General features: G+C 63.4%; 19 protein-coding genes and 1 pseudogene. 16 read left to right on the top strand and 4 right to left on the bottom strand.

The features are described 5' to 3' along the window. Nucleotides 1–8: 8 nt before the first annotated feature. Nucleotides 9–1,256, bottom strand: a complete 1,248-nt coding sequence (locus QQK95_RS21140) for a glycoside hydrolase family 5 protein (protein WP_284276309.1) — start codon at nt 1,254–1,256, stop codon at nt 9–11. Nucleotides 1,257–1,313: 57 nt separating this feature from the next. On the opposite strand from QQK95_RS21140, the gene ybgC reads away from it, so the two are divergent. The 9 genes from ybgC (at nt 1,314) to ftsH (ending at nt 11,446) form a co-directional block, all read left to right on the top strand. After that, nucleotides 1,314–1,784, top strand: coding sequence for a tol-pal system-associated acyl-CoA thioesterase (gene ybgC, locus QQK95_RS21135; protein ID WP_284276308.1), 471 nt, complete (start codon nt 1,314–1,316; stop codon nt 1,782–1,784). Nucleotides 1,785–2,215: 431 nt separating this feature from the next. Beyond that, nucleotides 2,216–2,926 carry a protein TolQ gene (tolQ, locus tag QQK95_RS21130; protein ID WP_010912029.1) on the top strand — a complete coding sequence of 237 codons (711 nt, stop codon included), beginning with the start codon at nt 2,216–2,218 and terminating at the stop codon, nt 2,924–2,926. Nucleotides 2,927–2,936: 10 nt separating this feature from the next. Beyond that, complete coding sequence (tolR, locus tag QQK95_RS21125) at nt 2,937–3,389, top strand: protein TolR (protein WP_091578780.1); 453 nt, start codon at nt 2,937–2,939, stop codon at nt 3,387–3,389. 7 nt (nt 3,390–3,396) lie between these two features. Then, nucleotides 3,397–4,554 carry a TonB family protein gene (locus tag QQK95_RS21120; protein ID WP_284276303.1) on the top strand — a complete coding sequence of 386 codons (1,158 nt, stop codon included), beginning with the start codon at nt 3,397–3,399 and terminating at the stop codon, nt 4,552–4,554. Nucleotides 4,555–4,594: 40 nt separating this feature from the next. Further along, nucleotides 4,595–5,905 (top strand): Tol-Pal system beta propeller repeat protein TolB, encoded by a 1,311-nt coding sequence (gene tolB / locus QQK95_RS21115; RefSeq protein ID WP_284276301.1) that lies wholly within the window; start codon nt 4,595–4,597, stop codon nt 5,903–5,905. 234 nt (nt 5,906–6,139) lie between these two features. After that, nucleotides 6,140–6,646: a peptidoglycan-associated lipoprotein Pal gene (pal, locus tag QQK95_RS21110; RefSeq protein ID WP_010912025.1), complete on the top strand. Its 507-nt coding sequence runs from the start codon at nt 6,140–6,142 to the stop codon at nt 6,644–6,646. Nucleotides 6,647–6,856: 210 nt separating this feature from the next. Further along, nucleotides 6,857–7,969, top strand: a complete 1,113-nt coding sequence (gene ybgF, locus QQK95_RS21105) for a tol-pal system protein YbgF (protein WP_284276299.1) — start codon at nt 6,857–6,859, stop codon at nt 7,967–7,969. Nucleotides 7,970–8,027: 58 nt separating this feature from the next. Then, nucleotides 8,028–9,395, top strand: coding sequence for a tRNA lysidine(34) synthetase TilS (tilS, locus tag QQK95_RS21100; RefSeq protein WP_284276297.1), 1,368 nt, complete (start codon nt 8,028–8,030; stop codon nt 9,393–9,395). A gap of 122 nt (nt 9,396–9,517) precedes the next feature. After that, nucleotides 9,518–11,446, top strand: coding sequence for an ATP-dependent zinc metalloprotease FtsH (gene ftsH, locus QQK95_RS21095; RefSeq protein WP_284276295.1), 1,929 nt, complete (start codon nt 9,518–9,520; stop codon nt 11,444–11,446). A gap of 382 nt (nt 11,447–11,828) precedes the next feature. Here ftsH and QQK95_RS21090 read toward each other — a convergent pair whose 3' ends face one another. After that, complete coding sequence (locus QQK95_RS21090) at nt 11,829–12,281, bottom strand: hypothetical protein (protein WP_284276293.1); 453 nt, start codon at nt 12,279–12,281, stop codon at nt 11,829–11,831. A gap of 287 nt (nt 12,282–12,568) precedes the next feature. Beyond that, nucleotides 12,569–13,405, bottom strand: a complete 837-nt coding sequence (locus tag QQK95_RS21085; RefSeq protein WP_284276291.1) for a hypothetical protein — start codon at nt 13,403–13,405, stop codon at nt 12,569–12,571. A 368-nt stretch (nt 13,406–13,773) separates the two neighbouring features. Between QQK95_RS21085 and glmM the strand changes: the two genes are divergently transcribed. From glmM to serA, 5 genes are all read left to right on the top strand, one after another. Then, nucleotides 13,774–15,126 (top strand): phosphoglucosamine mutase, encoded by a 1,353-nt coding sequence (gene glmM / locus QQK95_RS21080; RefSeq protein WP_284276289.1) that lies wholly within the window; start codon nt 13,774–13,776, stop codon nt 15,124–15,126. A gap of 251 nt (nt 15,127–15,377) precedes the next feature. After that, nucleotides 15,378–16,238 (top strand): outer membrane protein, encoded by an 861-nt coding sequence (locus tag QQK95_RS21075; RefSeq protein ID WP_284276287.1) that lies wholly within the window; start codon nt 15,378–15,380, stop codon nt 16,236–16,238. A gap of 252 nt (nt 16,239–16,490) precedes the next feature. Beyond that, nucleotides 16,491–17,273 (top strand): outer membrane protein, encoded by a 783-nt coding sequence (locus QQK95_RS21070; RefSeq protein ID WP_284276285.1) that lies wholly within the window; start codon nt 16,491–16,493, stop codon nt 17,271–17,273. 201 nt (nt 17,274–17,474) lie between these two features. Further along, nucleotides 17,475–18,650, top strand: a complete 1,176-nt coding sequence (locus tag QQK95_RS21065; protein ID WP_284276283.1) for a phosphoserine transaminase — start codon at nt 17,475–17,477, stop codon at nt 18,648–18,650. Between the two features lie 62 nt (nt 18,651–18,712). Further along, a complete protein-coding gene (gene serA, locus QQK95_RS21060) occupies nt 18,713–20,314 on the top strand; it encodes a phosphoglycerate dehydrogenase (protein WP_284276281.1) in 1,602 nt (533 codons plus the stop codon). Between the two features lie 54 nt (nt 20,315–20,368). On the opposite strand, the gene QQK95_RS21055 is transcribed toward serA, so the two are convergent. Continuing rightward, on the bottom strand, nt 20,369–21,280 hold the full coding sequence (locus QQK95_RS21055) for a DMT family transporter (protein ID WP_284276279.1): 912 nt from the start codon (nt 21,278–21,280) through the stop codon (nt 20,369–20,371). 213 nt (nt 21,281–21,493) lie between these two features. Between QQK95_RS21055 and QQK95_RS21050 the strand changes: the two genes are divergently transcribed. Beyond that, nucleotides 21,494–22,792, top strand: coding sequence for an adenylosuccinate synthase (locus QQK95_RS21050; RefSeq protein WP_010912013.1), 1,299 nt, complete (start codon nt 21,494–21,496; stop codon nt 22,790–22,792). Between the two features lie 75 nt (nt 22,793–22,867). Further along, nucleotides 22,868–23,839, top strand: a pseudogene (locus QQK95_RS21045) (hypothetical protein); the annotation flags it as partial.

Below are 23,839 nucleotides of genomic sequence, written 5' to 3'. Positions count from 1 at the left end.
AAGAGTTCTCAGTGAAGCGAGCGGATCACGTCCATCACATCCGGCTCGGCCTTGTCACCATTGAAGGCATCGACGATGCCGAAGGCGCCGCCATAGCCCCACACGGACCATGAGAAACCATGCGCCTCGGCGCGGGCGATCATGTCCTTGACGTAGGCGGCGCGGTACTCGCCCGGCATCACATAGGCATTGCCGTATTCCTGGCGGATCATGCCGAACTCGCCCAGCGTGATGTTTTCCGGCTTGATGCCATTGGCTTTCGCCCATGCGTCGACCCTTTTGAACGGCGCGTCCATCAGGCCGAGCAGTTTTTCGGATGTGTCCATGCTGGCGACCTGTTCGTCGAGATAGGCCAGCAGGCCGCTTTGCCGTGTCCATGGCGCCTCGGCCTTGATCCGGGCGCGGATGGTGTCCAGCGTCAGGTCGAGCCGCGCCTTCGGCACGGCGCCGAGCGGATAGGGTAGTCCGGTCACATAGGGGATAAAGTCGCCGGCCCAGGTCGCACCCTGGTGGGTGAGCAGGAACGGATCATAGGAGTGAAAAGTCCAGATGACATTGTCGTCGGGGATCGCCTTGGGATCGATCTTCTCCAGGGACGAAGCGGCGGAATAGCAGGCGCCGGTCAGCACCAGGGTCAATTTCACAGCCGATGACCGCGCCGCGGCGAATAATTTGCGCTGGCGGTCCGGCCAAAGGCTGGTGCCGGCGCTGTCGCAATCGACGATCGGTTCGTTCATAAGCTCGAAGGCGACTTGGCTCGGATCTTCGCCGGCCAGGGTGCGGGCCATCTTGCGCACCATATCGAGGTAGCGGTCGAACGTCTGGGGATCATCCATCACCTCGGCCATGCCGATCTTGCGGCTGCCGCCGGCCGGGATCAGGTGCATGTCGACGATCACCTTCAGGCCGGCGCGGTTGATCATGCGCACCGAGTCCAGCACGCTGGCATAGAGGTCGTCACGCAACGCCGTTGTCTGGCCGGACAGGAAAGGCGACGGGTCGACCGGCATGCGCAGGAAATCGAAACCCGCTTCCTTGAGCGCTCTGAGATCGTCATTCCCAAGGAATTTGCGCCATTCCGGATAGGGCAGGATGGCTTTGCGATCACCCCAGTGATCCTCGCCGGGCCAGGTGACCCACTGGTCGAGATTGAGGCCGCGCTTCATCGTGAAGGTCGCCGCCTGACCAGGCAGCGCCAACGCCAGCAGCACGAACAGCGCCGCCAAACTCTTGATCATCGCCGTCAACAGTGCCATCCGATGCTTTGTCGCGCGGAGAAGAGGTGCCTCTTCGGGACTTAAAAAGGAAGCGCAATGGGCGATCATGGTGAATCGGCGACGCTGCTGGCGGGGCTTTCCGGCGCGCTGACGGCGTTCGGCCACCGGCTGATGGCGCGGGTCTACTATGCCGACACCGATTTCTCCGGCGTCGTCTACCATGCGCGCTATCTCGAATTCCTCGAGCGCGGCCGCTCCGACTATCTCAGGCTTACCGGCGTGCATCACACGGAACTCGCCGACGGCAAGCATGGCGAAAGAATAGTCTGGGTGGTGCGGCGCATGGAGATCGACTTCCGCAGCCCCGCCCGCATCGACGACATCCTGACCGTCGACACCCGCACCGACACGATTTCCGGCGCGCGCATCTTCATGGCCCAGCAGCTCAAGCGTGGCGAGGAGGTGCTGGTCGAGGCCAAGGTCGAGGCGGCGATCATCGGCGAGAATGGCCGGCCGCGGCGGTTTCCCAAGGAATGGGTGGCGGCGTTCATGCCCAAGGTGGGTTGATATTCAGGTTAGGCCGGCCTGCAAACGGCGGTCTCCTGCGCTTCCCCGTTCTACTGCGTCGCAGTAGAACTGTGCTCACGTACCCAAAAGTACGCTCCGCTCCGGTTCTCGGAGCCCACCGTTTTCGACTCGGCCTAACCTGAATCTCAACCCACCTTTGAACGGCATCTGAGTTGACGCAGGCCCGGTTCGGTTGAGTGGCAGGCGCGGCAATGCGCCGCGCCTTATTTACTAACCCATCCTTAACCATAACGGTTCATGAAGAGATTGGTGAAGATTGGCGCTATCCAGCGCCTTCCTTTCACCAATATTTGCCCTGAAAAGGCCGCTAACGGCACGGTTTGGGGCGTCCGGTAGCTTCGTGCGAACCGACCACAAGGGATGCCAGGGGCCAGCCGCCAGCTTCGCCCGGAAATCTTAAGGACGTAATGATGGAAAATATCGCACTCGCCGATCCGGGCGCGCAATTGTCGATTTGGGCGCTGTTCATGCAGGCCAGCTGGGTGGTCAAGCTGGTCATGATCGGGCTGCTCTGCGCCTCGGTCTGGACCTGGGCGATCATCATCGACAAGCTGGTTGCCTATGGCCGCATGCGGCTGGCGCTGAACCGCTTCGAGCAGGTCTTCTGGTCCGGGCAGTCGCTGGAAGAGCTCTACCGCACGCTCGCCGACCGCAAGACATCAGGCATGGGCGCCATTTTCGTCGCCGCCATGCGCGAGTGGAAGAAGAGTTTCGAGAAGGGCGCCAAGACGCCGCTCGGTCTGCAGACGCGCATCGACAAGGCGATGGACCTGGCGCTGACCCGCGAGATGGAAAAGCTGGAGGGTCGCCTCGGCTTTCTCGCCACCACCGGCTCGGCGGCCCCGTTCATCGGTTTGTTCGGCACGGTCATCGGCATCATGACCTCGTTCCAGGCCATTGCCGGCTCCAAGAACACCAGCCTCGCGGTGGTCGCGCCCGGCATCGCCGAGGCGCTGCTGGCGACGGCCATCGGCCTGCTCGCCGCCATCCCGGCCGTCATCGCCTACAACAAGCTGTCATCGGATGCGAGCAAGCTCGCAGTGCGCATGGAGGGGTTCTCCGACGAGTTCTCCGCCATACTCTCGCGCCAAATCGATGAAAAAGTCGCGCCGAAGGCCTGAGGAGTAGCTGATGGGTATGTCCGTAGGCATGGCGGGACGCGGCGGGCGCGGCCACAGGCGGCGCGGCCGTCACCACGCTCTGATGTCGGAGATCAACGTCACGCCGATGGTCGACGTGATGCTGGTGCTTTTGATCATCTTCATGGTCGCGGCGCCGATGCTGACCGTCGGCGTGCCGATCGACCTGCCCGACACGCAGGCCAAGGCGATGAATGCCGACACGCAGCCGATCACCGTCTCGATCAACGCAGCCGGCCAGATCTATCTCCAGGAAACCGAGATTCCGATCGAAGAGCTGGTGGCCAAGCTGCAGGCGATCTCGAAGACCGGTTACGAGGAGCGGATCTTCATCCGTGGCGACAAGTCTACCGACTATGGCACGGCGATGAAGGTGATGGCCCGCATTTCGGCCGCCGGCTACAAGAATATCGGCCTGGTTTCGCTGCAGGAACAGGATCAATAGACGCGCGATGAAGACCGGCCTCACCACATCGGTGATCTTGCACACGGCGGTGCTGGCCTTTGGCCTGTTCACCTTGTCGGCGCCGGCCGCGCTTCCGTCCGCCGATGTCGAGTCGGTCGCGGTCGATATCGTGCCGATGGAAGCCATCGCGCAGACGCTGCAGGGCGACAAGAAGGCCGTGATGCATGAAAAGCCGGCGCCGCTGCCGACGCAGCGTCCCGACATCGTGCCGGCCGCGCAGAAGGTCGGCGAAAACAGCGTCGACACTGACAAGCCGATAACGCCGGAGGCCAAGCCGAAGCCCGTCGACATGACCTCGGCCCCGCCGCCCGCGCCGACCCCCAAAGAGACGCCGAAGACCGAGGACGTGCCGAAGCCGCAGGAAAAGCCGAAGCCCATTCCGGCGACGGAAGTGGCGCCCGCGCCGACCCCCAAGGAAGAGGTCAAGCCCGAGCCGGTCAAGCAGACCGAGCCCAAGCCGACGCCGGTCAAGCCGGCGCCGACCCCGCCGCCGCAGGACAAGACCGCGGCCATCGATCCGACGCCCGAAGTCAAGCCGGATGCCGTTGCCGAAGCCATAGCCAAGGACCCGCCGACCGAAGAGACGCAACTGCCGAGTTCGGCTCCCGCGCCGGAAGCGCGGCCGAAACCGCAGCCGGCACAGGCTGAAAGCGCCAAGGCGCCGGAACGCAAGGATGCCGACAAGCCGGTCAAGGAAGCGTCGTCGAAGCCGAAGTCCGACGACAAGCAATTCAACGCCAATGAGATATCGGCCCTGCTCGACAAGCAGAAGCCATCCGGTGGCGGTGCCAAGCGTTCGACGCAGCAGGCTTCGCTCGGCGGCGACAAGGATCAGGGCCAGAAGCTGTCGAAGTCGGAGCAGGGCGCCCTGGAAAGCCAGTTGGGTGGTTGCTGGACGTTGCCGGTCGGCCTCGAGGGCTCGGAGAATTTCGTCGTGGTCGTGCGCTTCAACCTGAATAACTCCGGCAAGCTCGACGGCCGCCCCTCCGTCGAGAAGTCCAGCGGCAACCGGCAGTTCGATGAGAGCGCGGTTCGCGCGGTTCAGAAATGCGACGTGGCCGGCCTGCAGGTTCCTGCAGGCAAGCAGGATATCTGGAACGACATCCGGGTCACTTTCGATCCAAGGGAAATGCTCGGCCTCTAGGCCTGGCGCCCACCCAATCAAAGAAGAGAAGCGAGAAGATATGAGATCCTTCCTCAAGCCGCTCCTGACGATTGCAGCCATGGCGCTAGGCATGGCGGCCGTGGTCCCCATGCCGGCATGGGCGCTCGTCGAGCTCAACGTCAACAAGGGCAATGTCGAGCCGCTGCCGATCGCCATCACGGATTTCCAGGGTGGCGACGCGCTTGGCGCCCAGATTTCCCAGATCGTCACAGCCGACCTGAAGCGCTCCGGCCTGTTCGCGCCGATCGACAAGAGCGCCTTCATCGAAAAGATAACGAACCCGGATGCGGCTCCTCGCTTCGACGACTGGAAGGTGATCAATGCACAGGCGCTGGTTACCGGCAGCGTCAGCAAGGAAGCTGACGGACGCATCCGCGCCCAGTACAGGCTTTGGGACACCTTTGCCGGACAGCAGATGGCCGGTGAGCAGTTCTTCGCCAACGACGCCAATCAGCGCCGTGTCGCCCACATCATCGCCGACGCCATCTACGAGCGGCTGACCGGCGAAAAGGGTTATTTCGACACGCGCGTCGTGTTCATCGACGAATCCGGCGCCAAGAACGCGCGCAAGAAGCGCCTGGCCATTATGGACCAGGACGGCGCCAATGTCCGCTACCTCTCGGATGGCCGCTCGATCGTGCTGACGCCGCGTTTCTCGCCGAACCGGCAGGAAATCACCTACATGTCCTACGAGAGCGGCCAGCCGCGGGTCTATCTCCTGCAGATCGAGACCGGGCAGCGCGAACTGGTCGGCAATTTCCCCGGCATGACCTTTGCGCCGCGCTTCTCGCCCGACGGCCAGAAGGTGATCATGAGCCTGCTGCGCGACGACGGCAATTCCAACATCTTCGCCATGGACCTGCGCAGCCGCTCGACGACGCGGCTGACCAACTCGACGGCCATCGACACCTCGCCTTCCTATTCGCCCGACGGCAGCAAGGTGGTGTTCACCTCCGACCGCGGCGGCCGCGCGCAGATCTATGTCATGGGCGCCGACGGCTCGGGCCAGACCCGCATCTCCTTCGGCGACGGCGTCTATTCGACGCCGGTGTGGTCGCCGCGCGGCGATCTCATCGCCTTCACCAAGCAGACCGGTGGCGAATTCCAGATCGGCGTCATGAAGACCGACGGCTCGGGCGAGCGCATCCTGTCGTCAGGTTTCCAGCAGGAAGGACCGACCTGGGCGCCGAATGGCCGCGTCTTGATGTTCTTCCGCGACTCCAATGGCGGCCCGAAACTGGTTTCGGTCGACCTGACCGGCCGCAACGAGCAGCCGATCCCGACCTCGAACTTCGCATCCGATCCGGCTTGGTCGCCGCTGCTGGAATAAGTTCGGCCGAATTGCCACACATGCTGAAAAGGGGCCGTTTCGGCCCCTTTTCCATGCATTGGTCGCGTTTTGGCCGTATTTACGCCTACGGTCCGCGTGAAATGTGGCTTCAAGCCAATGGTTGCGGACGGGCAGCCTAAACCAAATTTTAACCGTGTTTCTTGAATGCCGGTTAACCCAAACGTGGTTACTGGGTGATCAACGAAATCACTCGAAATGCGAAGGAGAGGCGGCATGGGCCGTATCGCAGCACTTACCAGAAACCCGGTCATGATCGCGCTGGTGGCGATGCTCGCCATCGCCGGTTGCGCTTCGAAGAAGACGCCGAACAACGCCGCCGACCTTGGCCTCAATGGTGCCGGCGCCGCAACGCCCGGCTCGGCGCAGGACTTCACCGTCAACATTGGCGACCGTATCTTCTTCGATACGGATTCGTCGTCGATCCGCGCCGACGCGCAGACGACGCTTGCCCGCCAGGCGCAGTGGCTGAACCAGTACAAGCAGTATGCCATTGTCGTCGAAGGTCACGCCGACGAACGCGGCACGCGCGAATACAATCTGGCGCTCGGCGCCCGCCGCGCCGCCGCCGCCCGCGACTTCCTGGTTTCCAAGGGTGTCGCTTCCAGCCGTCTGAAGACCATTTCCTACGGCAAGGAACGTCCGGTCGCGGTGTGCGACGACATCTCCTGCTGGTCGCAGAATCGCCGTGCCGTCACCACGCTCAGCGGCGCCGGGTCCTGAGTTGCCGGCGTCGGGAGACGCGAGCGCGCCGACTGGCAAAAATGCAACACAGCTTCGCGAAAGGCGGCCTTCGGGCCGCCTTTTTCATATCCGGGTGCCCGAAACAAAATTTGGCCGAAGTCTCGCGTCCTGCTATGAGCCGAGGGCGCTTGGCTGGTCCCATTCTGATTGGAAGGCGCGAACAGACTAACGACACACGGCGAGAGGCACATGCATTTGAGATCGGTTCTGAGCGGCACGCTTGCGGCGCTGCTCCTATCAGGCTTCACCGCCCTGGCAAGCGGCCCGGGGGCAAGCGGCACCGGGCAATCGACCGACAGCGGCTTTTCCTTCCATCTGCCGAGCATCGAGTTGCCCAGCCTCTTCGGCGACAAGAAGAAACCCGACCAGGTCCAGTTCGCGCAGCAGTCGAACGGCGCCGGCGCCACCGGGCTCGAGGACCAGCTGCGCCAGATGAACGGCAAGATCGAAGAGCTCAATTTCCAGATCCTGCAGATGCAGGAACAGATCCGCAAGCAGCAGGAAGACAACGAGTTCCGCTTCCAGCAGCTTGAAGGCGGCGCGCAGGGCGGACAGCCGCCGGCGCAGAAGAAATCCGACGCCACCACCGGCACCAACACCGATGTGGCGGTGGCCCCGGCAACGCAGGCTCCGGCTGATGCCGGCGCCGCGCCTGGCGGCAATCAGTCCGCGGGCGGCAAGACGGTCGAGGACGTCATCGTCGAATCCCCCGATGGCGATCCCGGCAAGGTGATCCCGGGCACGGGAGCGCCGGAAAAGACCTTTGGTTCCATCACCGTCGACAAGAACGGCAATGTGATCGATGCCGGCGGCAACACCCAGTCAACCGCACCGGTGCAAGACACGGCCCCGGCGACCAAGGCCCCGGCCAAGGCCGGCAAGTCCAATGGCACGATCGTCGCGGCGCTGCCTTCCACCAAGGACCCGGAAGAGCTTTACCGCAATTCCTATCAGTTCATCCTATCGGGCGACTACAGCACCGCCGAGCAGGGTTTTCGCGATCATATCTCGCGCTTCCCCCGTGATGCGAAGACGGCGGACGCGCATTACTGGCTGGGTGAATCGCTGCTTGGCCAGCAAAAATACCGCGACGCGGCCGAGGTCTTCCTCGCCGCCAGCAAGGACTACCCCAAGGCCAAGAAGGCGCCCGACATGCTGCTGAAGCTCGGCGTGTCGCTGGTCGGCCTCAAGCAGCACGACGTCGCCTGTGCCACCTTCAGCGAAGTCGGCAAGCGCTACCCCGACATCTCCAATGCACTCAAGGAACGCGTCAAGCAGGAGAAGGCCCTGGCTGCGTGCTGATCTCTCCCAGGCATGTCTTGGTCTCCGGACCGCGACCATTTTTGGACGACATGCGTTGATGCTCGACACCGAGCCTGATCTTTCGACCAGACTTTTTTCGCATATCGATTTTACCCACGGCGCCGTCGCGGCCGTGTCCGGCGGCAGCGACTCGACCGCCCTGCTTCTCCTTCTCAAACAGCATCTCGACCGAACCGCATCGTCCGCGAAACTGCTGGCCGTGACGATCGACCATGGCCTGCGACAGGGCTCGGCAGCCGAGGCGCAAGCCGTGGCGAAGCTGTGCGCTGAGCGCGGCATTGCCCACCGCATCCTGACGTGGTCCGGGCGCAAGCCATCGACCGGCCTGCCGGCGGCGGCGCGGGAAGCGCGCTACAATCTGCTGGCCGAGGCGGCGCGCGCGGAAGGCATCGGCCTGATCGCCACCGGTCATACCGCCGACGACCAGGCCGAGACGGTGCTGATGCGACATGCACGAGACCGGGAGCCTGCCGACATGGCGGGCCGTGGGCTTGCCGGCATGGCACCTGGCACTCTCTATGACTGGCGCGAGTGGATCATTCGCCCGCTTCTGGGCATGCGGCGCTCGGCGCTTCGCGATTTCCTGCGGCGCGAACATGTCGGCTGGGCCGATGACCCGACCAATATCGACGAGGCCTTCGAGCGGCCGCGCGTGCGCGCAGCGGTTGCCGGCGAAAGTGCCGGGCATGTGGAGGATGTGCTGAGGCTCGCCGGCCAGGCCGCCGTCGAGCGCAGACAGCTTGGCGCTGGCGCCGCCGATCTCATCCGTCGCTTCGCCAGCCAGCCGGGCACGGGCCTCATCCGGCTCGATCCAGCCCTGCTGACCGCAGGCGACGACCGGGCGGCCATCTATGCGTTGCGCATCCTGCTGGCCACCGCCGGAGGCGTTGCCTTCCTGCCGGACCAGACGCGCAGCGAGGCGCTGTTCGGCCGGCTGAAAGCCGGATTTCTTTGCGCCACATTGTCGCGGACGGTGGTCGATTTCCGACGCGCCGGCCTCTTCCTGCGCCGCGAGGCGCGGGGCTTGCCACCCGCCGCAACCGCTGTCGACAACACTATCTGGGATGGCCGTCGCCACATCACATTGAACGACAGGGCCGACGCATTGTTGATCGCACCATTGGGCGCGACAGCGGCAAGGCGGCTGGCGATCGATGATGAAGAAACCCCGGCAAGCCTGATGCGCGCCGCATTGGCCGCGGAACCGGCATCGCGGCAAGCCCTTGAAAACCCTGATTTGCCGCAGGGCGAGCCGGGGTCGCCAGCGTTCGTGGCGCGACCGGTCGTGTCGCCTTTTTCCCACTTCCTGCCGTCCTTCGATCTGGCGCCGGCGCGGGCCGTCGCCGAATTGATCGGCGCGTCAGCGCTTCCCGCTTCGCCATGGGGCGGCCACAGTGCCGATTGATGGTGGTCGAAAGCTTAACCCAGACGTGCTGTTCTGCTTGGCAAGGGGGGGCGCTCTCCCTATGTTAGGCCCAAGTTTCCTCTCATGATGCTGTCCGTGCGCGGACGCCAACGGGACAATTGATGAATCCGAACTATCGCAACCTCGCGCTCTGGGCGATCATAGCGGTCCTGCTCATCGCTCTCTTCAATCTGTTCCAGACGCCGCAGACGCGCGGGGCTTCGAGCGATGTGCCTTATTCGCAGTTCCTGCAGGATGTCGCTGCCGGCCGGGTCAAGACGGTGACCATTGCAGGCGCCCGCATCACCGGCACCTACACCGACAATTCCACCGGCTTCCAGACCTATTCTCCCGGCGATCCCCAGCTGGTCTCGCGGCTGCAGGACAAGAACGTCACCATCAATGCGCGACCTGAAACCGACAGTTCCAATTCGCTGTTCGGTTACCTGATCTCCTGGCTGCCGATGATCCTGATCCTCGGCGTCTGGATATTCTTCATGCGCCAGATGCAGTCCGGATCCGGGCGCGCCATGGGTTTTGGCAAGTCGAAGGCCAAGCTTCTGACGGAGGCGCATGGCCGCGTGACCTTCCAGGATGTCGCCGGTGTCGACGAGGCCAAGGAAGATCTGGAAGAGATCGTCGAGTTCCTGCGCGATCCGCAGAAGTTCCAGCGCCTCGGCGGCAAGATTCCGCGCGGCGTGCTTCTGGTCGGCCCTCCCGGGACGGGCAAGACGCTGCTCGCCCGCTCGGTCGCCGGCGAAGCCAACGTGCCGTTCTTCACCATTTCGGGTTCGGACTTCGTCGAGATGTTCGTCGGCGTCGGTGCATCCCGCGTGCGTGACATGTTCGACCAGGCCAAGAAGAACGCGCCCTGCATCATCTTCATCGACGAAATCGACGCGGTCGGGCGCCATCGCGGCGCTGGCCTCGGCGGCGGCAACGACGAGCGCGAGCAGACGCTGAACCAGCTGCTGGTCGAGATGGACGGCTTCGAATCCAACGAAAGCATCATCCTGATCGCCGCCACCAACCGTCCCGACGTGCTCGATCCGGCGCTGCTGCGTCCGGGCCGTTTCGACCGCCAGGTGGTGGTGCCGAACCCCGACATCGTCGGCCGCGAGAAGATCCTCAAGGTGCATGTGCGCAACGTGCCGCTGGCGCCCAATGTCGACCTCAAGGTGGTTGCGCGCGGCACGCCGGGCTTCTCCGGCGCCGACCTCATGAACCTCGTCAACGAGTCGGCACTGATGGCGGCGCGGCGCAACAAGCGCCTCGTCACCATGGCCGAGTTCGAGGACGCCAAGGACAAGATCATGATGGGCGCCGAGCGCCGCTCGTCGGCCATGACCCAGGCCGAGAAGGAGCTGACCGCCTATCACGAGGCCGGTCATGCCATACTGGCGCTCAACGTGCCGTCGGCCGACCCGCTGCACAAGGCCACCATCATCCCGCGTGGCCGCGCGCTCGGCATGGTCATGCAGTTGCCGGAAGGCGACCGCTATTCGATGAGCTACAAATACATGATCTCGCGCCTCGCCATCATGATGGGCGGCCGCGTCGCCGAGGAGTTCAAGTTCGGCAAGGAGAACATCACCTCGGGCGCTTCCTCTGACATCGAGCAGGCGACCAAGCTGGCTCGCGCCATGGTCACGCGCTGGGGCTTCTCCGACAAGCTCGGCCATGTCGCCTATGGCGACAACCAGGAAGAAGTGTTCCTCGGCCATTCGGTGGCGCGCACGCAGAACATCTCGGAAGAGACCGCGCAGATCATCGACGCCGAAGTGCGCCGCCTGATCGACGAGGCCTATTCGACGGCGAAGTCCATCCTGACCAAGAAGAAGAAGGAATGGATCGCGCTGGCGCAGGGCCTGCTCGAATACGAGACGCTGTCGGGCGACGAGATCAAGCAGCTGATCGCCGGCGAGAAGCCCGCGCGCGACCTCGGCGACGACACGCCGCCCAGCCGTGGCTCGGCCGTGCCGAAGTCCGGCGGCCGCCGCAAGAAAGGCCCCGAGCCCGAAGGCGGCATGGAGCCACAGCCGTCGAGCTGAGCAGAACGTTGTTGAGTTTAAGAAAACGCCGCGGCCTTCTCCGCGGCGTTCTCGTTTGTGAAGGCACCGCCGTGGTTCGCCAGGACCAAGGCCGGCCAATTGTTGAAGTCGGCGCCGCCCCTCATTGCCCTGCCGGGCATTTCTCCCCGTATGTGACGGGGAGAAAGTAGCTTGCCGCAACGTCGTCGCTTTTTGCGGCGCTAGTGATTGGCGAAACTATAGATGAGAGCGCCCCTCTCCCCGTCACTATACGGGGAGAGGATGCCGGCAGGCAGGTGAGGGGCAGCGCAAACGCGTGTAGATCGCTCGGCAATTGCGAACAAAGAAAAGCCCACGAACCTTGCGGCTCGTGGGCCTTTCCTTGTTGAGCTATTGCTGCCGATCAGGTCTTCAGCTTGGCATTGCACAGGCTGTAATAGCCGCCACCCTTCTGGATCCACTTGAGGCCGCTCAACGTGCCGGCATCCTTGTTGCTATGGTAGCCTTGCAGGCAGGTCTTCATCCGCGCCTTCGCGGGCTTTTCGGTCTTGAACTCGGCGGCGAGGGTGGTTGGGAATGTCACGCCCGCCGGCGCTACAGTGGGGGCGACTGCCGCTTCGGTTTCCTTTTTCGGCTGCGGCGCGGTTTTGACGGTATCCCCGCTGACACTCTCCGCAGCGGGCGTCGCGCATTTCTCCTTGCGGAAAGCGGCCCAGTCCATGCCGTTCAGAGTGCCGCCTTCTTTGGCTGTCCGATAGGTCTCGCCACATTCCTTCATCGTCAGTGCGCTTGCAGGGGCGACGCTCCAAGCAACCGATGCCGTCACAGCCAATACCGCCAATTTCAAATTGGGCATAAGAACCTCCCGGTTGATAACAAGTTAGTTAGACATCCTTTTGTATATTGTTTGTTCCTGATATGTTCAACTAGAATCTTTGGGAGCTGGCGATAAGTCCGGCGGTGGGCGGTGTGGGCGAATTGATGCCGGAAGCTCCCGCGATAGATGCGAACAAGGCCGCGCGAGCAACAAAAGGCCCGCGAAGCAGATGCATCGCGGGCCTTTGCCTATCCTTGCCAGACTTTCTGTCTAGCTCAATTCGATCTCAGCCGGCTCATGCCTCATCGATCCGGGGAATGCGTAGCCTAGCCCTTCAGCTTGGCGTTGCACAGGCTGTAGAAGCCGCCGCCCTTCTGGATCCACTTCAGGCCGCCAAGCGCGTTGGCGTCCTTGAGGACATAGTACTGGTCGAGGCAGGTGTGCATGCGGCCCTTTCCGGGGGTCTCGCTGGCATATTTCGGCGAGATCGCGGACGGGAAGGTGACGCCCTTGGGCGCAGCCGTCGTCGGCTTTGCCGGCTCCTTGGTGTAGTTTGCCTCGCTCGGAGCAGGCACGCTGTCGTCATCGGCGGCGGCGGCGCCGCATTCTGCCTTGCGGAAGTCGTTCCACTTCTGGCCTTTCAGCGTGTTCGCCGTCTTGGCAGCCTGGTACTTGGCGCTGCATTCGGCCATGGTCAGGCCCTTGCCGTCGGCCGGAGCCGCGGCTGCCTTGGTGGTTGCCGGCTTGGTGGTGTCAGCCGCGGCGGACGCGCCGGCGGCGCATTCGCTCTTGCGGAAGTCGTTCCACTTCATGCCGTTCAGCGTGCCGGCGGCCTTCGCCGCCTGGTACTTGGCGCTGCATTCCTTGGCCGTCAGGCCTTTCGCGGCGCCCGCGTCGGCGGCCGCTGCCTTGGCCGGCTTGGCCGGCTTGGTTTCGGCTGCCTTCTTCGTGTCGGCCGGCTTGGTATCCGTCGTGGCGGCGGCATCGGTGCCGCATTGTGCCTTGCGGAACTGGTTCCAGGTCTGTCCGGCCAGTGTCCCCGCATCCTTGGCGGCGTTATACTTCGTGCTGCACTCGGCCATCGTCAGTGCGTTGGCTGGCGCGGCCAGGAACAACGTCACTACGGCGAGGCCGGTCAAAGTGGCAAGTCGGTGGATGAGCATAGCGTTTCTCCGTTGCAGCAGCCCATTATACGTCCCAGCGAATCAATAACGCTCAACGGTCGGTTGCGCCAGATGCTAAGTGGCGTATATATCGCCCAAAGCCTGCTCCTCCCGATAAGGTGATGAAATCATTGTCCCTTGCCGGGTTAAAAACAAGATTTTCCGCGTGCAGCTGCAGCGTATAGCTCGCAGAACTGGTATATTGCAGCGCCGCGGTGCCGCCAGGTCAGGATGCAGCCTTGTTGTGTGCGGTGCACAACAATGATTTTCTAAGGATTGGTAACATATAATCACACAATGTGATCATGACGCGCTGGCCAATTATGGCATGAGATGCCGGCAAAGAACCTTCAGGGAATTGAACTAGCATGGCAGGGAATTACTTCGGCACGGACGGTATCCGCGGGCGCGCCAACAAGTTTCCGATGACCGCGGAAATCGCCATGCGGGTCGGCATGGCTGCCGGCCTTTCGTTCCAGCGCGGCAGCCACCGTCATCGTGTCGTTCTGGGCAAGGACACTCGGCTTTCCGGCTACATGATCGAGAATGCGATGGTGGCGGGTCTCTGCGCCGCCGGCATGGATGTGTTCCTGCTCGGCCCGATCCCGACCCCGGCCGTCGCCATGCTGGTGCGTTCGCTACGCGCCGATATCGGCGTCATGATATCCGCTTCGCACAACCCCTATTACGACAACGGCATCAAGCTGTTCGGTCCGGACGGCTACAAGCTCTCGGACGAGATCGAAGAGCGCATCGAGGGCATGCTCGACAAGGATATCGAACTGACACTCGCCGATTCCGACGGGCTTGGCCGCGCCAAGCGTGTCGACGGCGTGCATGACCGCTACATCGAGTTCGCCAAGCGCACATTGCCGCGCTCGATGTCGCTTTCGGGCCTCAGGATCGTCGTCGATTGCGCCAATGGCGCGGCCTACAAGGTGGCGCCCGAGGCGCTGTGGGAACTCGGCGCCGAAGTCGTGGCCATCAATGTCGAACCCAACGGCTTCAACATCAACAAGGAATGCGGCTCGACGCATCCGGCCGGCCTGCAGAAGAAGGTGCATGAAGTGCGCGCCGATATCGGCATCGCGCTCGATGGCGATGCAGACCGTGTCGTCATCGTCGACGAGAATGGCGCGATCGTCGACGGCGACCAGATCATGGCGATGATCGCCGAGTCCTGGCACCAGAGCGGACGGCTTGCCGGCGGCGGCGTGGTTTCGACGGTCATGTCCAATCTCGGCCTCGAACGCTTCCTCGGAGACATGAAGCTGCAGTTGCACCGCACCAAGGTCGGCGACCGCTATGTCGTGGAGCATATGCGCGCGCATGGGCTCAATGTCGGCGGCGAACAGTCGGGCCATATCGTTCTGTCGGATTTCTCGACCACCGGCGACGGCCTGGTGTCGGCGCTGCAGGTGCTGGCCTGCATCAAGCGCCAGGGACGCCCGGTGAGCGAACTGTCGAAGAAGTTCGAGCCGGTGCCGCAGCTCTTGAAGAATGTCCGTATCGCCGGCGGCAAGCCGCTCGAGGAAGCTCCGGTCAAGGCCGCGATCGAGGATGCGCGCAACCGTCTCGGCAAGGCCGGGCGTCTGGTCATCCGTCCGTCCGGCACCGAGCCGCTGATCCGTGTCATGGCCGAGGGCGACGATCCGCAACTGGTCGAGGCCGTCGTCAACGACATTGTCGACGTCATTTCGGAGACCCGCAGCGCGGCCTGATCTCCGGCGCGCCGAGGCGCGTCACACCACCGTTCCGGTTGCATCAAGGCCCGCCATTTCGGTGGGCTTTTTATTGGCCGGGGACCGACCCCCTTACTATCGAAATCATTCCCGGATTCCTCGAATTTTAGAGATTCGTGGTTAATCGACAGGGTTAAACGCCTTTTAACTTTTCCAATTCATTATCCACGCCTGAAAGCCAATCTCGTTCGGACGCGATCGCGTGCCGAGGGTTCCTAGGGGTGACAAGCATGTTCAATACAGCAAGAAAGGCCCTGTTCGCGTTGCTGTTCGCGGGCCTGGCCTGGCCGGTGTTCGCAGCCGACCTGCCTGAGCCGCAGGTCGAAGAGGCGCCGCCACCACCAGTCTACGAGCAGCCGGTCGACGTCGGCGGCTGGTATATCCGTGGCGACATCGACTATCACAAGTCGAAGATGGGTGACATCGACTACATCACCTATGGCGCGGCACCTTGCCCTTGCGGACCTCCTGTCGGGGTCGCTGGCAGCAAGTCCTTCGACTATGGCAAGCTCAAGGGCGGCTTCTCGCTCGGCGCCGGTGTCGGCTACAAGATCAACGAACACTTCCGCACCGATCTGACCGCCGACTATTGGTTCAAGTCGAACTTCAACGGCGCCACCTCGGATCTGGTCTCGACCTCGGTCGAAGCGTCGAAGATGAGCGCCCTGCTGCTGCTCGCCAATGCCTATGTCGATATCGGCACCTGGCACGGCATCACGCCTTATGTCGGCGCCGGTATCGGCGGCGCGCGCGTCAAGTGGGATACCGTCTACGACCCGACCCCGGGCGCCACCGAGTCCAACCCGGGAGTATCCAGCTGGCGCTTCGCCTACGCGGTCATGGCCGGCGCCTCCTACTGCCTGACCGACAAGGTCATCCTCGATGCTGGCTACCGCTTCTCCCATATCCAGGGCGGTCGCATGTTCGAGTATGGTCCAAGCGGCGCCACGCCGGGCGCCGGGCCGGGCTTCGATCACGGCTTCAGCACCCACGAAGTGCGTGGCGGCCTCCGCTATCAGTTTGGCGGCAACAACGGGTGCAGCGTACCGGTGGCCTACCAGCCCGAACCCGAGCCGATCTACACCAAGTAAGACTTTCCTGCCTCGAATGGTCGCGAACCGCCCGGCTCAGCCGGGCGGTTTTCGTTTGAGCCGGCGCTGATGAGGGACCTGGAGCATCGCCTCGAAACGAAGGTCATTTTGGGCGACATGCGTCAGCGAAATCAATTCGCTAACGCTCTGTTAGCCTTAACCGCGACTTAACCACTATGGTTAACAATGCTCTCTGAAAACGATGGCTGCCGTGTTGGTTGCAGCTGTCGTAAAATCCGGGAGTCGGGGACCATGACACTCATATCGCGTATTGTGCTGGCGCTTGCCGGACTCGGCCTCTTGCCGCTGACACCGGCATTCGCCGCCGACTACGATCCACCGATCTACGCCGACCAGGCGCCCGACTATGTGCCGGTCGAGGTCGGTTCCGGCTGGTATCTGCGCGGCGACGTCTCCTATCTGGTGCAGAAGAGCTTCGAAAATGGGGATTTCACCTTCCCGTCAACGATCAACAACGAAAGCTTTGGTGAGAGCGAAGACGCATTATTTGCGAGCGTCGGCTTCGGATATCATTTCAACGATTACCTTCGCGCCGATCTCAACTTCGGCTATCTGCCCGGCAACAACGCCAGCGCCAGCTATAATGATACAGCGGTCATAACGTTGCCGACATTGCCGACCGTGGCATCGGTATCGTTGAAGAATTACGCCTTCTCGGGGCTGCTCAATGGCTATGTCGATCTCGGCACATATGTCGGGATCACGCCTTATCTCGGCGCCGGTATCGGTGTCGTGCGCAGCACGCACAAGCTTTCGGCGCGCTACACGGACAACAATGTCCCCGCCAACAGTTTCAACGTGCAGGACAACAAGACGCAATACTCCTTGGCCTATACGCTGAATGCGGGCCTTGCCTACCAGGTGACGAAGAACGTTTCCGTCGATCTGGGCTATCAGTATTTCTCCGCTCCGGATGCCGAATATGTGACGGCCGAAAGCCTGACCTCCTTTCCGGTCAAAAAGGGGATCAGCAATCACCAGGTCAAGCTCGGGCTGCGCTACGATCTCTGGTAGGCTTGGGACAGATCAGGATTTTGGCGGCGGATCCCAGTGGTCCGCCGTTCGCGTTTGAAATCACGCGATCCTGATCGCGGATCGCCGGTATCCCGGCAGCGACAAAAACTTTCCTCTTGACGCCCGAGGCCTGAACGCATATCGCCGTCCGTGGGCCACCCCTCCCCAACGAGGGGCCACTATCTGGAAGGATAGACCACGATGACGACGCATACGAAGCCCGGATTCCGTCCGGCAAACCCCAATTTCTCCTCAGGTCCCTGCGCAAAACGCCCCGGCTGGTCGGTCGAGGCGCTGAAGAATGCCGCGCTCGGCCGTTCCCATCGCGCCAAGATCGGCAAGACCAAGCTCGAACAGGCGATCGAGCTGACGCGCGAAATCCTCCAGGTTCCGGCCGACTACCGCATCGGCATCGTGCCGGCGTCGGACACGGGCGCCGTCGAGATGGCGCTGTGGTCGCTGCTCGGCGAGCGCGGCGTCGACATGGTCGCCTGGGAAAGCTTCGGCTCCGGCTGGGTCACCGATGTGGTCAAGCAACTCAAGCTGCCCGACGTGCGCAAGCTCGAGGCCGGCTACGGCGAATTGCCGGATCTGGCCAAGATCGATTTCGACCGCGACGTGGTCTTCACCTGGAACGGCACGACCTCTGGCGTGCGCGTGCCGAACGGTGATTTCATTCCTGCCGACCGCAAGGGCCTGACCATCTGCGACGCCACTTCGGCGGCGTTCGCGCAAAGGCTCGATTTCGAAAAGCTCGATGTCGTTACCTTCTCCTGGCAGAAAGTGTTGGGCGGCGAGGGCGCGCATGGCATACTGATCCTGTCGCCCCGCGCCGTTGCGCGGCTGGAGAGCTACAAGCCTGCATGGCCGCTGCCGAAAATCTTCCGCCTGACCTCCGGCGGCAAGCTGATCGAGGGCATCTTCAAGGGCGAGACCATCAACACGCCGTCGATGCTGTGCGTCGAGGACTATCTCGACGCGCTGCACTGGGCGAAGTCGATCGGCGGCCTCGATGCGCTGGTCGCCAGGGCGGATGCCAATGCCGCCGTGCTCGACGGATTCGTCGACAGGTCCTCGTGGCTCGGTCATCTCGCCGTCCAGCCGGAGACGCGGTCGAACACGTCGGTCTGCCTGTCCTTCACCGATCCGGATATCGCGGCGCTCGACGCCGACGGTCAGGCGGCTTTCGCCAAGGGGCTGGTCTCGGCGCTCGACAAGGAAGGTGTCGCCTATGACATCGGCTCCTATCGCGACGCGCCTCCGGGACTGCGTATCTGGTGTGGTGCGACGGTCGAGACGTCGGATCTCGAGGCGCTGCTGCCCTGGCTCGAGTGGGCTTTCGCCGCGCAGAAGGCGTCGCTGAAAGCGGCGGCCTGAGACTTCCGTGGCGGCCTGCGGGCCGCCCATTCCCGGATCAATCCCATTTCAAGGAGGCCGCCATGGCGCCCCGCGTTCTCGTCTCTGACAAACTCTCTCCCACCGCCGTGCAGATCTTCAAGGATCGCGGCGTCGAGGTCGACTATCTGCCCGACCTCGGCAAGGACAAGGAAAAGCTGCTCGAAGTGATCGACCAGTATGACGGCCTTGCCATCCGCTCGGCGACCAAGGTCACCGAAAAGCTGATCAACGCCGCCACCAGGCTCAAGGTCATCGGCCGCGCCGGCATCGGCGTCGACAATGTCGATATCCCGGCGGCGAGCCGCAAGGGTATCATCGTGATGAACACGCCCTTCGGCAATTCGATCACCACAGCCGAGCATGCCGTGGCGATGATCTTCGCCCTGGCGCGCCAGATCCCGGAAGCCAACGCCTCGACCCATGCCGGCAAGTGGGAGAAGAACCGTTTCATGGGCGTCGAGATCACCGGCAAGACGCTGGGCGTCATCGGCTGCGGCAATATCGGCTCGATCGTCGCCACACGCGGCGTCGGCCTGAAGATGCATGTCATCGCCTTCGACCCGTTCCTGTCGGACAAGCGTGCCGAGGAGCTCGGCGTCGACAAGGTGGAACTGGAGGAGCTGTTCGCCCGCGCCGACTTCATCACGCTGCACACGCCGCTGACCGACAAGACGCGCAACATCATCGATGCCGCGGCAATCGCCAAGATGAAGAACGGCGTGCGCATCATCAATTGCGCGCGCGGCGGGCTGGTCGTCGAGGCCGATCTGATCGCGGCGCTGAAGAGCGGCAAGGTGGCGGGCGCCGGCATCGACGTGTTCGAGGTGGAGCCGGCCGAGCAGAACGCCTTGTTCGGCATGGAAAACGTGGTCGCGACGCCGCATCTCGGCGCCTCGACGGCGGAAGCGCAGGAGAATGTCGCGCTGCAGGTCGCCGAGCAGATGTCGGACTATCTGATCAAGGGCGCCGTCTCCAACGCCATCAACATGCCGTCGATCACGGCCGAAGAAGCGCCGCGGCTGAAGCCCTTCGTCAAGCTCGCCGAAGTGCTCGGCGCGTTTGTCGGCCAGGTCACCGAGGATCCGATCAAGGAGGTCGAGATCCTGTTCGACGGCTCCACCGCGACGATGAACACGCGCGCGCTGATCAGCGCGACGCTGGCCGGGCTGATCCGGCCGCAGGTCGCCGACGTCAACATGGTTTCGGCGCCGATCATGGTGAAGGAGCGCGGCATCATCGTCGCCGAGGTCAAGCGCGACAAGTCGGGCGTGTTCGACGGCTACATCAAGCTGACGGTCAAGACCGAACACAGGACGCGCTCGATCGCCGGCACCTGCTTCTCCGATGGCAAGCCGCGCTTCATCCAGATCAAGGGCATCAACCTCGACGCCGAGGTCGGCCAGCACATGCTCTACACCACCAATGCCGATGCGCCCGGCATCATCGGCCTGCTCGGCACTGTGTGCGGCGAGAATGGCGTCAACATCGCCAATTTCCAGCTTGGTCGCAACCGGCCGGGCGGCGACGCCATCGCACTGCTCTATCTTGACGCGCCGTTCCCGGAAAAGGTGCTGGAGCAGGTGCGGGCGCACAAGTCGATCGATTCTGCCAAGCGGCTGCAGTTCGACGTCGGCGGGATCTGATCCCGGCTTTCGCCAAGATCGGAAGGCGCGGCGTTTGCCGCGCCTTCTTGCTGCTCAGCGCGCCTTGGCCCGCGGGGGCACCGCCATCTTGCGCCCGCTATGTTCGGCAAGCCCGATGCCACCCAGCACGAGGACCAGCGCCAGCGCCTGATAGAGCTGGAACGTCTCGCCGACGATCAGCACCGAAAGCAGCGTGCCGAAGATCGGCACCAAATTGATGAACAGGCCGGCGCGGTTGGCGCCGATCAGCTCGTTGCCCCTGATGTAGGTTATCTGCGAGACGACCGAGGCGCCGATCGCGGTGTAGACGATGACCGTCCAGCCGCGCGCGTCGGGCACGATGGCCTTGCCGGCTGCGACCTCCCACAGCACGAAGGGCAGCGAGGTGATGAGCGCGGCGATCGACATGGCCAGCATCAGGCTCTGCCAGCGCATCGCCGGCTTCAGCCGCAGCCCGACCGAATAGCCGCTGTAGAGGACGACCGCCACCAGCATGATGGCGTCGCCGAAATTGAGCTCCAGCGTCAGCAGCCGGCGCGGATCGCCGTGGCAAGCGGTCAGGATCACGCCGGCAATGGTCAGCACGACGCCGGCGATCTGCGCCCAGTTCACGCGCAGCCGGAAGAAGATGAAATTGGCCGTCATGATCAGGATCGGCATCGCCGCCTGTTCGATCGAGACGTTGATCGCCGTCGTATAGTTCAGCGCCGTGTAGAAGATCACGTTGAACAGCGTGAAGCCGCTGGCGCCGAGTGCCGCCAGAATGAACCAGTGCCGGCGCACCACGGGCCAGTCCTGCTGGATCGTGCGCCAGCCGATCGGCAGCAGGATCGCCACTGCCAGCACCCAGCGCAGGAAGACCAGCATCATTGGCGAGACGTGATCGACCGCCAGCTTGCCGGCCACGGAATTGCCACCCCACAGCAAGGTGGTGAGCAGCAGGAGTAGATAGGCGCTTCGATGCATCGCGGGATTCCGGCCGCGACGTATGCGTCGCGGTGTTTGCCGGCCTATTGCCCCTCTCAGCCCAAGTAAATGATGTCAAAGCCGAAAATTGTTGTGCCTCAGGGCATTTTCGACGGCAAAGAAAGGTCGCACTCGCGAGGTCTTGACGCTATAGAGGCCTGTCGTTTCGAACCATATCCAAGCCGCTCGGCGGCGTCTCAAGGGAAAAGAAACATGGCCAATGTGGTGGTCGTCGGCTCGCAGTGGGGCGACGAAGGCAAGGGCAAGATCGTCGACTGGCTGTCGGAGCGCGCCGATGTCGTGGTGCGTTTCCAGGGTGGGCACAATGCCGGCCACACGCTGGTCGTCGACGGCAAGGTCTACAAGCTGTCGTTGTTGCCGTCCGGCGTCGTGCGGCAGGGCAAGCTGTCCATCATCGGCAATGGCGTTGTCTTCGACCCGCATGCCTTCGTGGCCGAAGTGGCCAAGCTCAAGGCGCAGGGCGTCGAAGTGACGCCGGATCGCCTGAAAATAGCCGAAAACACAGCGCTTATCCTGTCGCTGCACCGGGAGCTGGACGGATTCCGCGAGGACGCCGCGTCAAATTCCGGGACGAAGATTGGCACGACCCGCCGGGGCATTGGTCCGGCCTATGAGGACAAGGTGGGTCGGCGCGCGGTGCGGGTGATGGATCTGGCGGATTTGGAAACGCTTCCCCTGAAGGTCGACAGGCTGCTGACGCATCACAATGCGCTGCGCCGCGGGCTTGGCCATGGTGAAGTCACGCATGACGCGATCATGGCCGAATTGACCTCGGTCGCCGACGAGATCCTGCCCTATATGGACCGGGTCTGGAAGATCCTGGACGACAAGCGCCGCGCCGGCGAACGCATCCTGTTCGAGGGCGCGCAAGGCACGCTGCTCGACATCGATCACGGCACCTATCCGTTCGTCACCTCGTCCAACACGGTGGCCGGGCAGGCAGCAGCCGGCTCGGGCGTCGGTCCGGGCGCCATCGGCTATGTGCTCGGCATCACCAAGGCCTACACGACACGCGTCGGCGAAGGTCCGTTCCCGACCGAACAGAAGAACGAGATCGGCGAATTCCTCGGCACGCGCGGCCATGAGTTCGGCGTCGTCACCGGGCGCAAGCGCCGCTGCGGCTGGTTCGACGCGGTGCTGGTGCGCCAGGCCGTCGCCGTCAACGGCATCAAGGGCATCGCGCTGACCAAGCTCGACGTGCTCGACGGGCTGGACGAGATCAAGGTCTGCACGGGCTATCGCCTCGACGGCGAGATGATCGACTATTTGCCGGCCAGCCAGGGCGCGCAGGCCCGTGTCGAACCGGTCTACGAGACGCTGGAAGGGTGGAAAGGCACCACTGCCGGCGCGCGCAGCTGGAACGACCTTCCGGCCCAGGCCGTCAAATATGTCCGATACATAGAGGAGTTGATCGGCGCGCCGGTGGCACTCCTCTCCACCAGCCCGGAACGGGACGATACGATACTTGTGACCGATCCGTTTCAAGACTAGTTTCTGAAGCCTTTCCGGGCATCACGGCTGATTTGCGGGGGCCGGCGCGGAAGCAAAATACAGGTCGACTGAAGCATGGCAGATTTTGTTGCTGTTCTGAAAAAGGCGCTCGACAAGCATGGCAACGAGACGCCCGAAAAGCGTACGCGCATCTATGAGAGCGTTCGTTCCATGCTGGCCAAGAAGCTTGCGGAATATTCGCCGCCGCTGGCCACCGAAGCCATAAGCGCGCAAAAGCGCTCACTGGAAAACGCCATAACGAGCGTCGAGCGCGAGTATGCCAAGAGCGTGCCGGAAACGGACCCGCTCGCGGAGCTGGAACACATCTTCTCCTCGATCGACCGCAACAAGAACCAGCCGAGCCACACGCGCCAGCCGGTGAAGGCGGAGCCGGCGTGGCCGGCACCGCCAGCCGCCAAGCCCGAGCCTTACCGACCCGCGTCGCCGCCTGCCGCCACGCCGGAACCTTACCGGCCCGCGCCGCCGCCCGCAGCCAAGACCGAGCCGAGCTGGCAGAAACCCACGCCGGTACAGCCGGCGGCCCCCGATCCCGCCGACCATGCCTTGCCGGGCATGGATGCGGACCAGGACGATGGCCGCGCCGATGTCTTCCCGAACGATGAGGAGCCGGCGGCGGCCGATACTTTCCGCCTGCGCCCGGCCGAGCGCAAGCGCAGCTATGGCGGGCTGATCGCCGCCGTCGTCGCCTTGCTGGTCGTTGCCGGCGGCGGTTATGGCATCTGGCTCAACAAGGGCGCCTTCAGCAAGATGCTGGGCCTGGACGGCAGCAAGGTCGTCGCCAAGACCGAACCGGTGAAACCGGCGCCGGCCAAGCCGGCGACCGACGCCGCCGCGGCGCCAGCGCCCGCGGCAGGTGCCGAGGGGACGAAATTCACGCAGCGGCTGACGCCCGAAGGCGGCGAGACCGACCCGGGCCCGGCCGGTGGACAAACCGGCGTAGGCGAGGGTGAATCCGTCGCCGCGCTGACGACGCCGCCGACCGCGACGAATGCGCCGGCCAATCCGCCCCCGGCTGCAGCCGCGCCC

It is taken from the genome of Mesorhizobium huakuii (assembly GCF_030160235.1).
Taxonomy (GTDB): domain Bacteria; phylum Pseudomonadota; class Alphaproteobacteria; order Rhizobiales; family Rhizobiaceae; genus Mesorhizobium; species Mesorhizobium huakuii.
The sequence above is the reverse complement of the archived record's forward strand: the minus strand, read 5'-3'. Positions and strand labels throughout refer to the sequence as shown.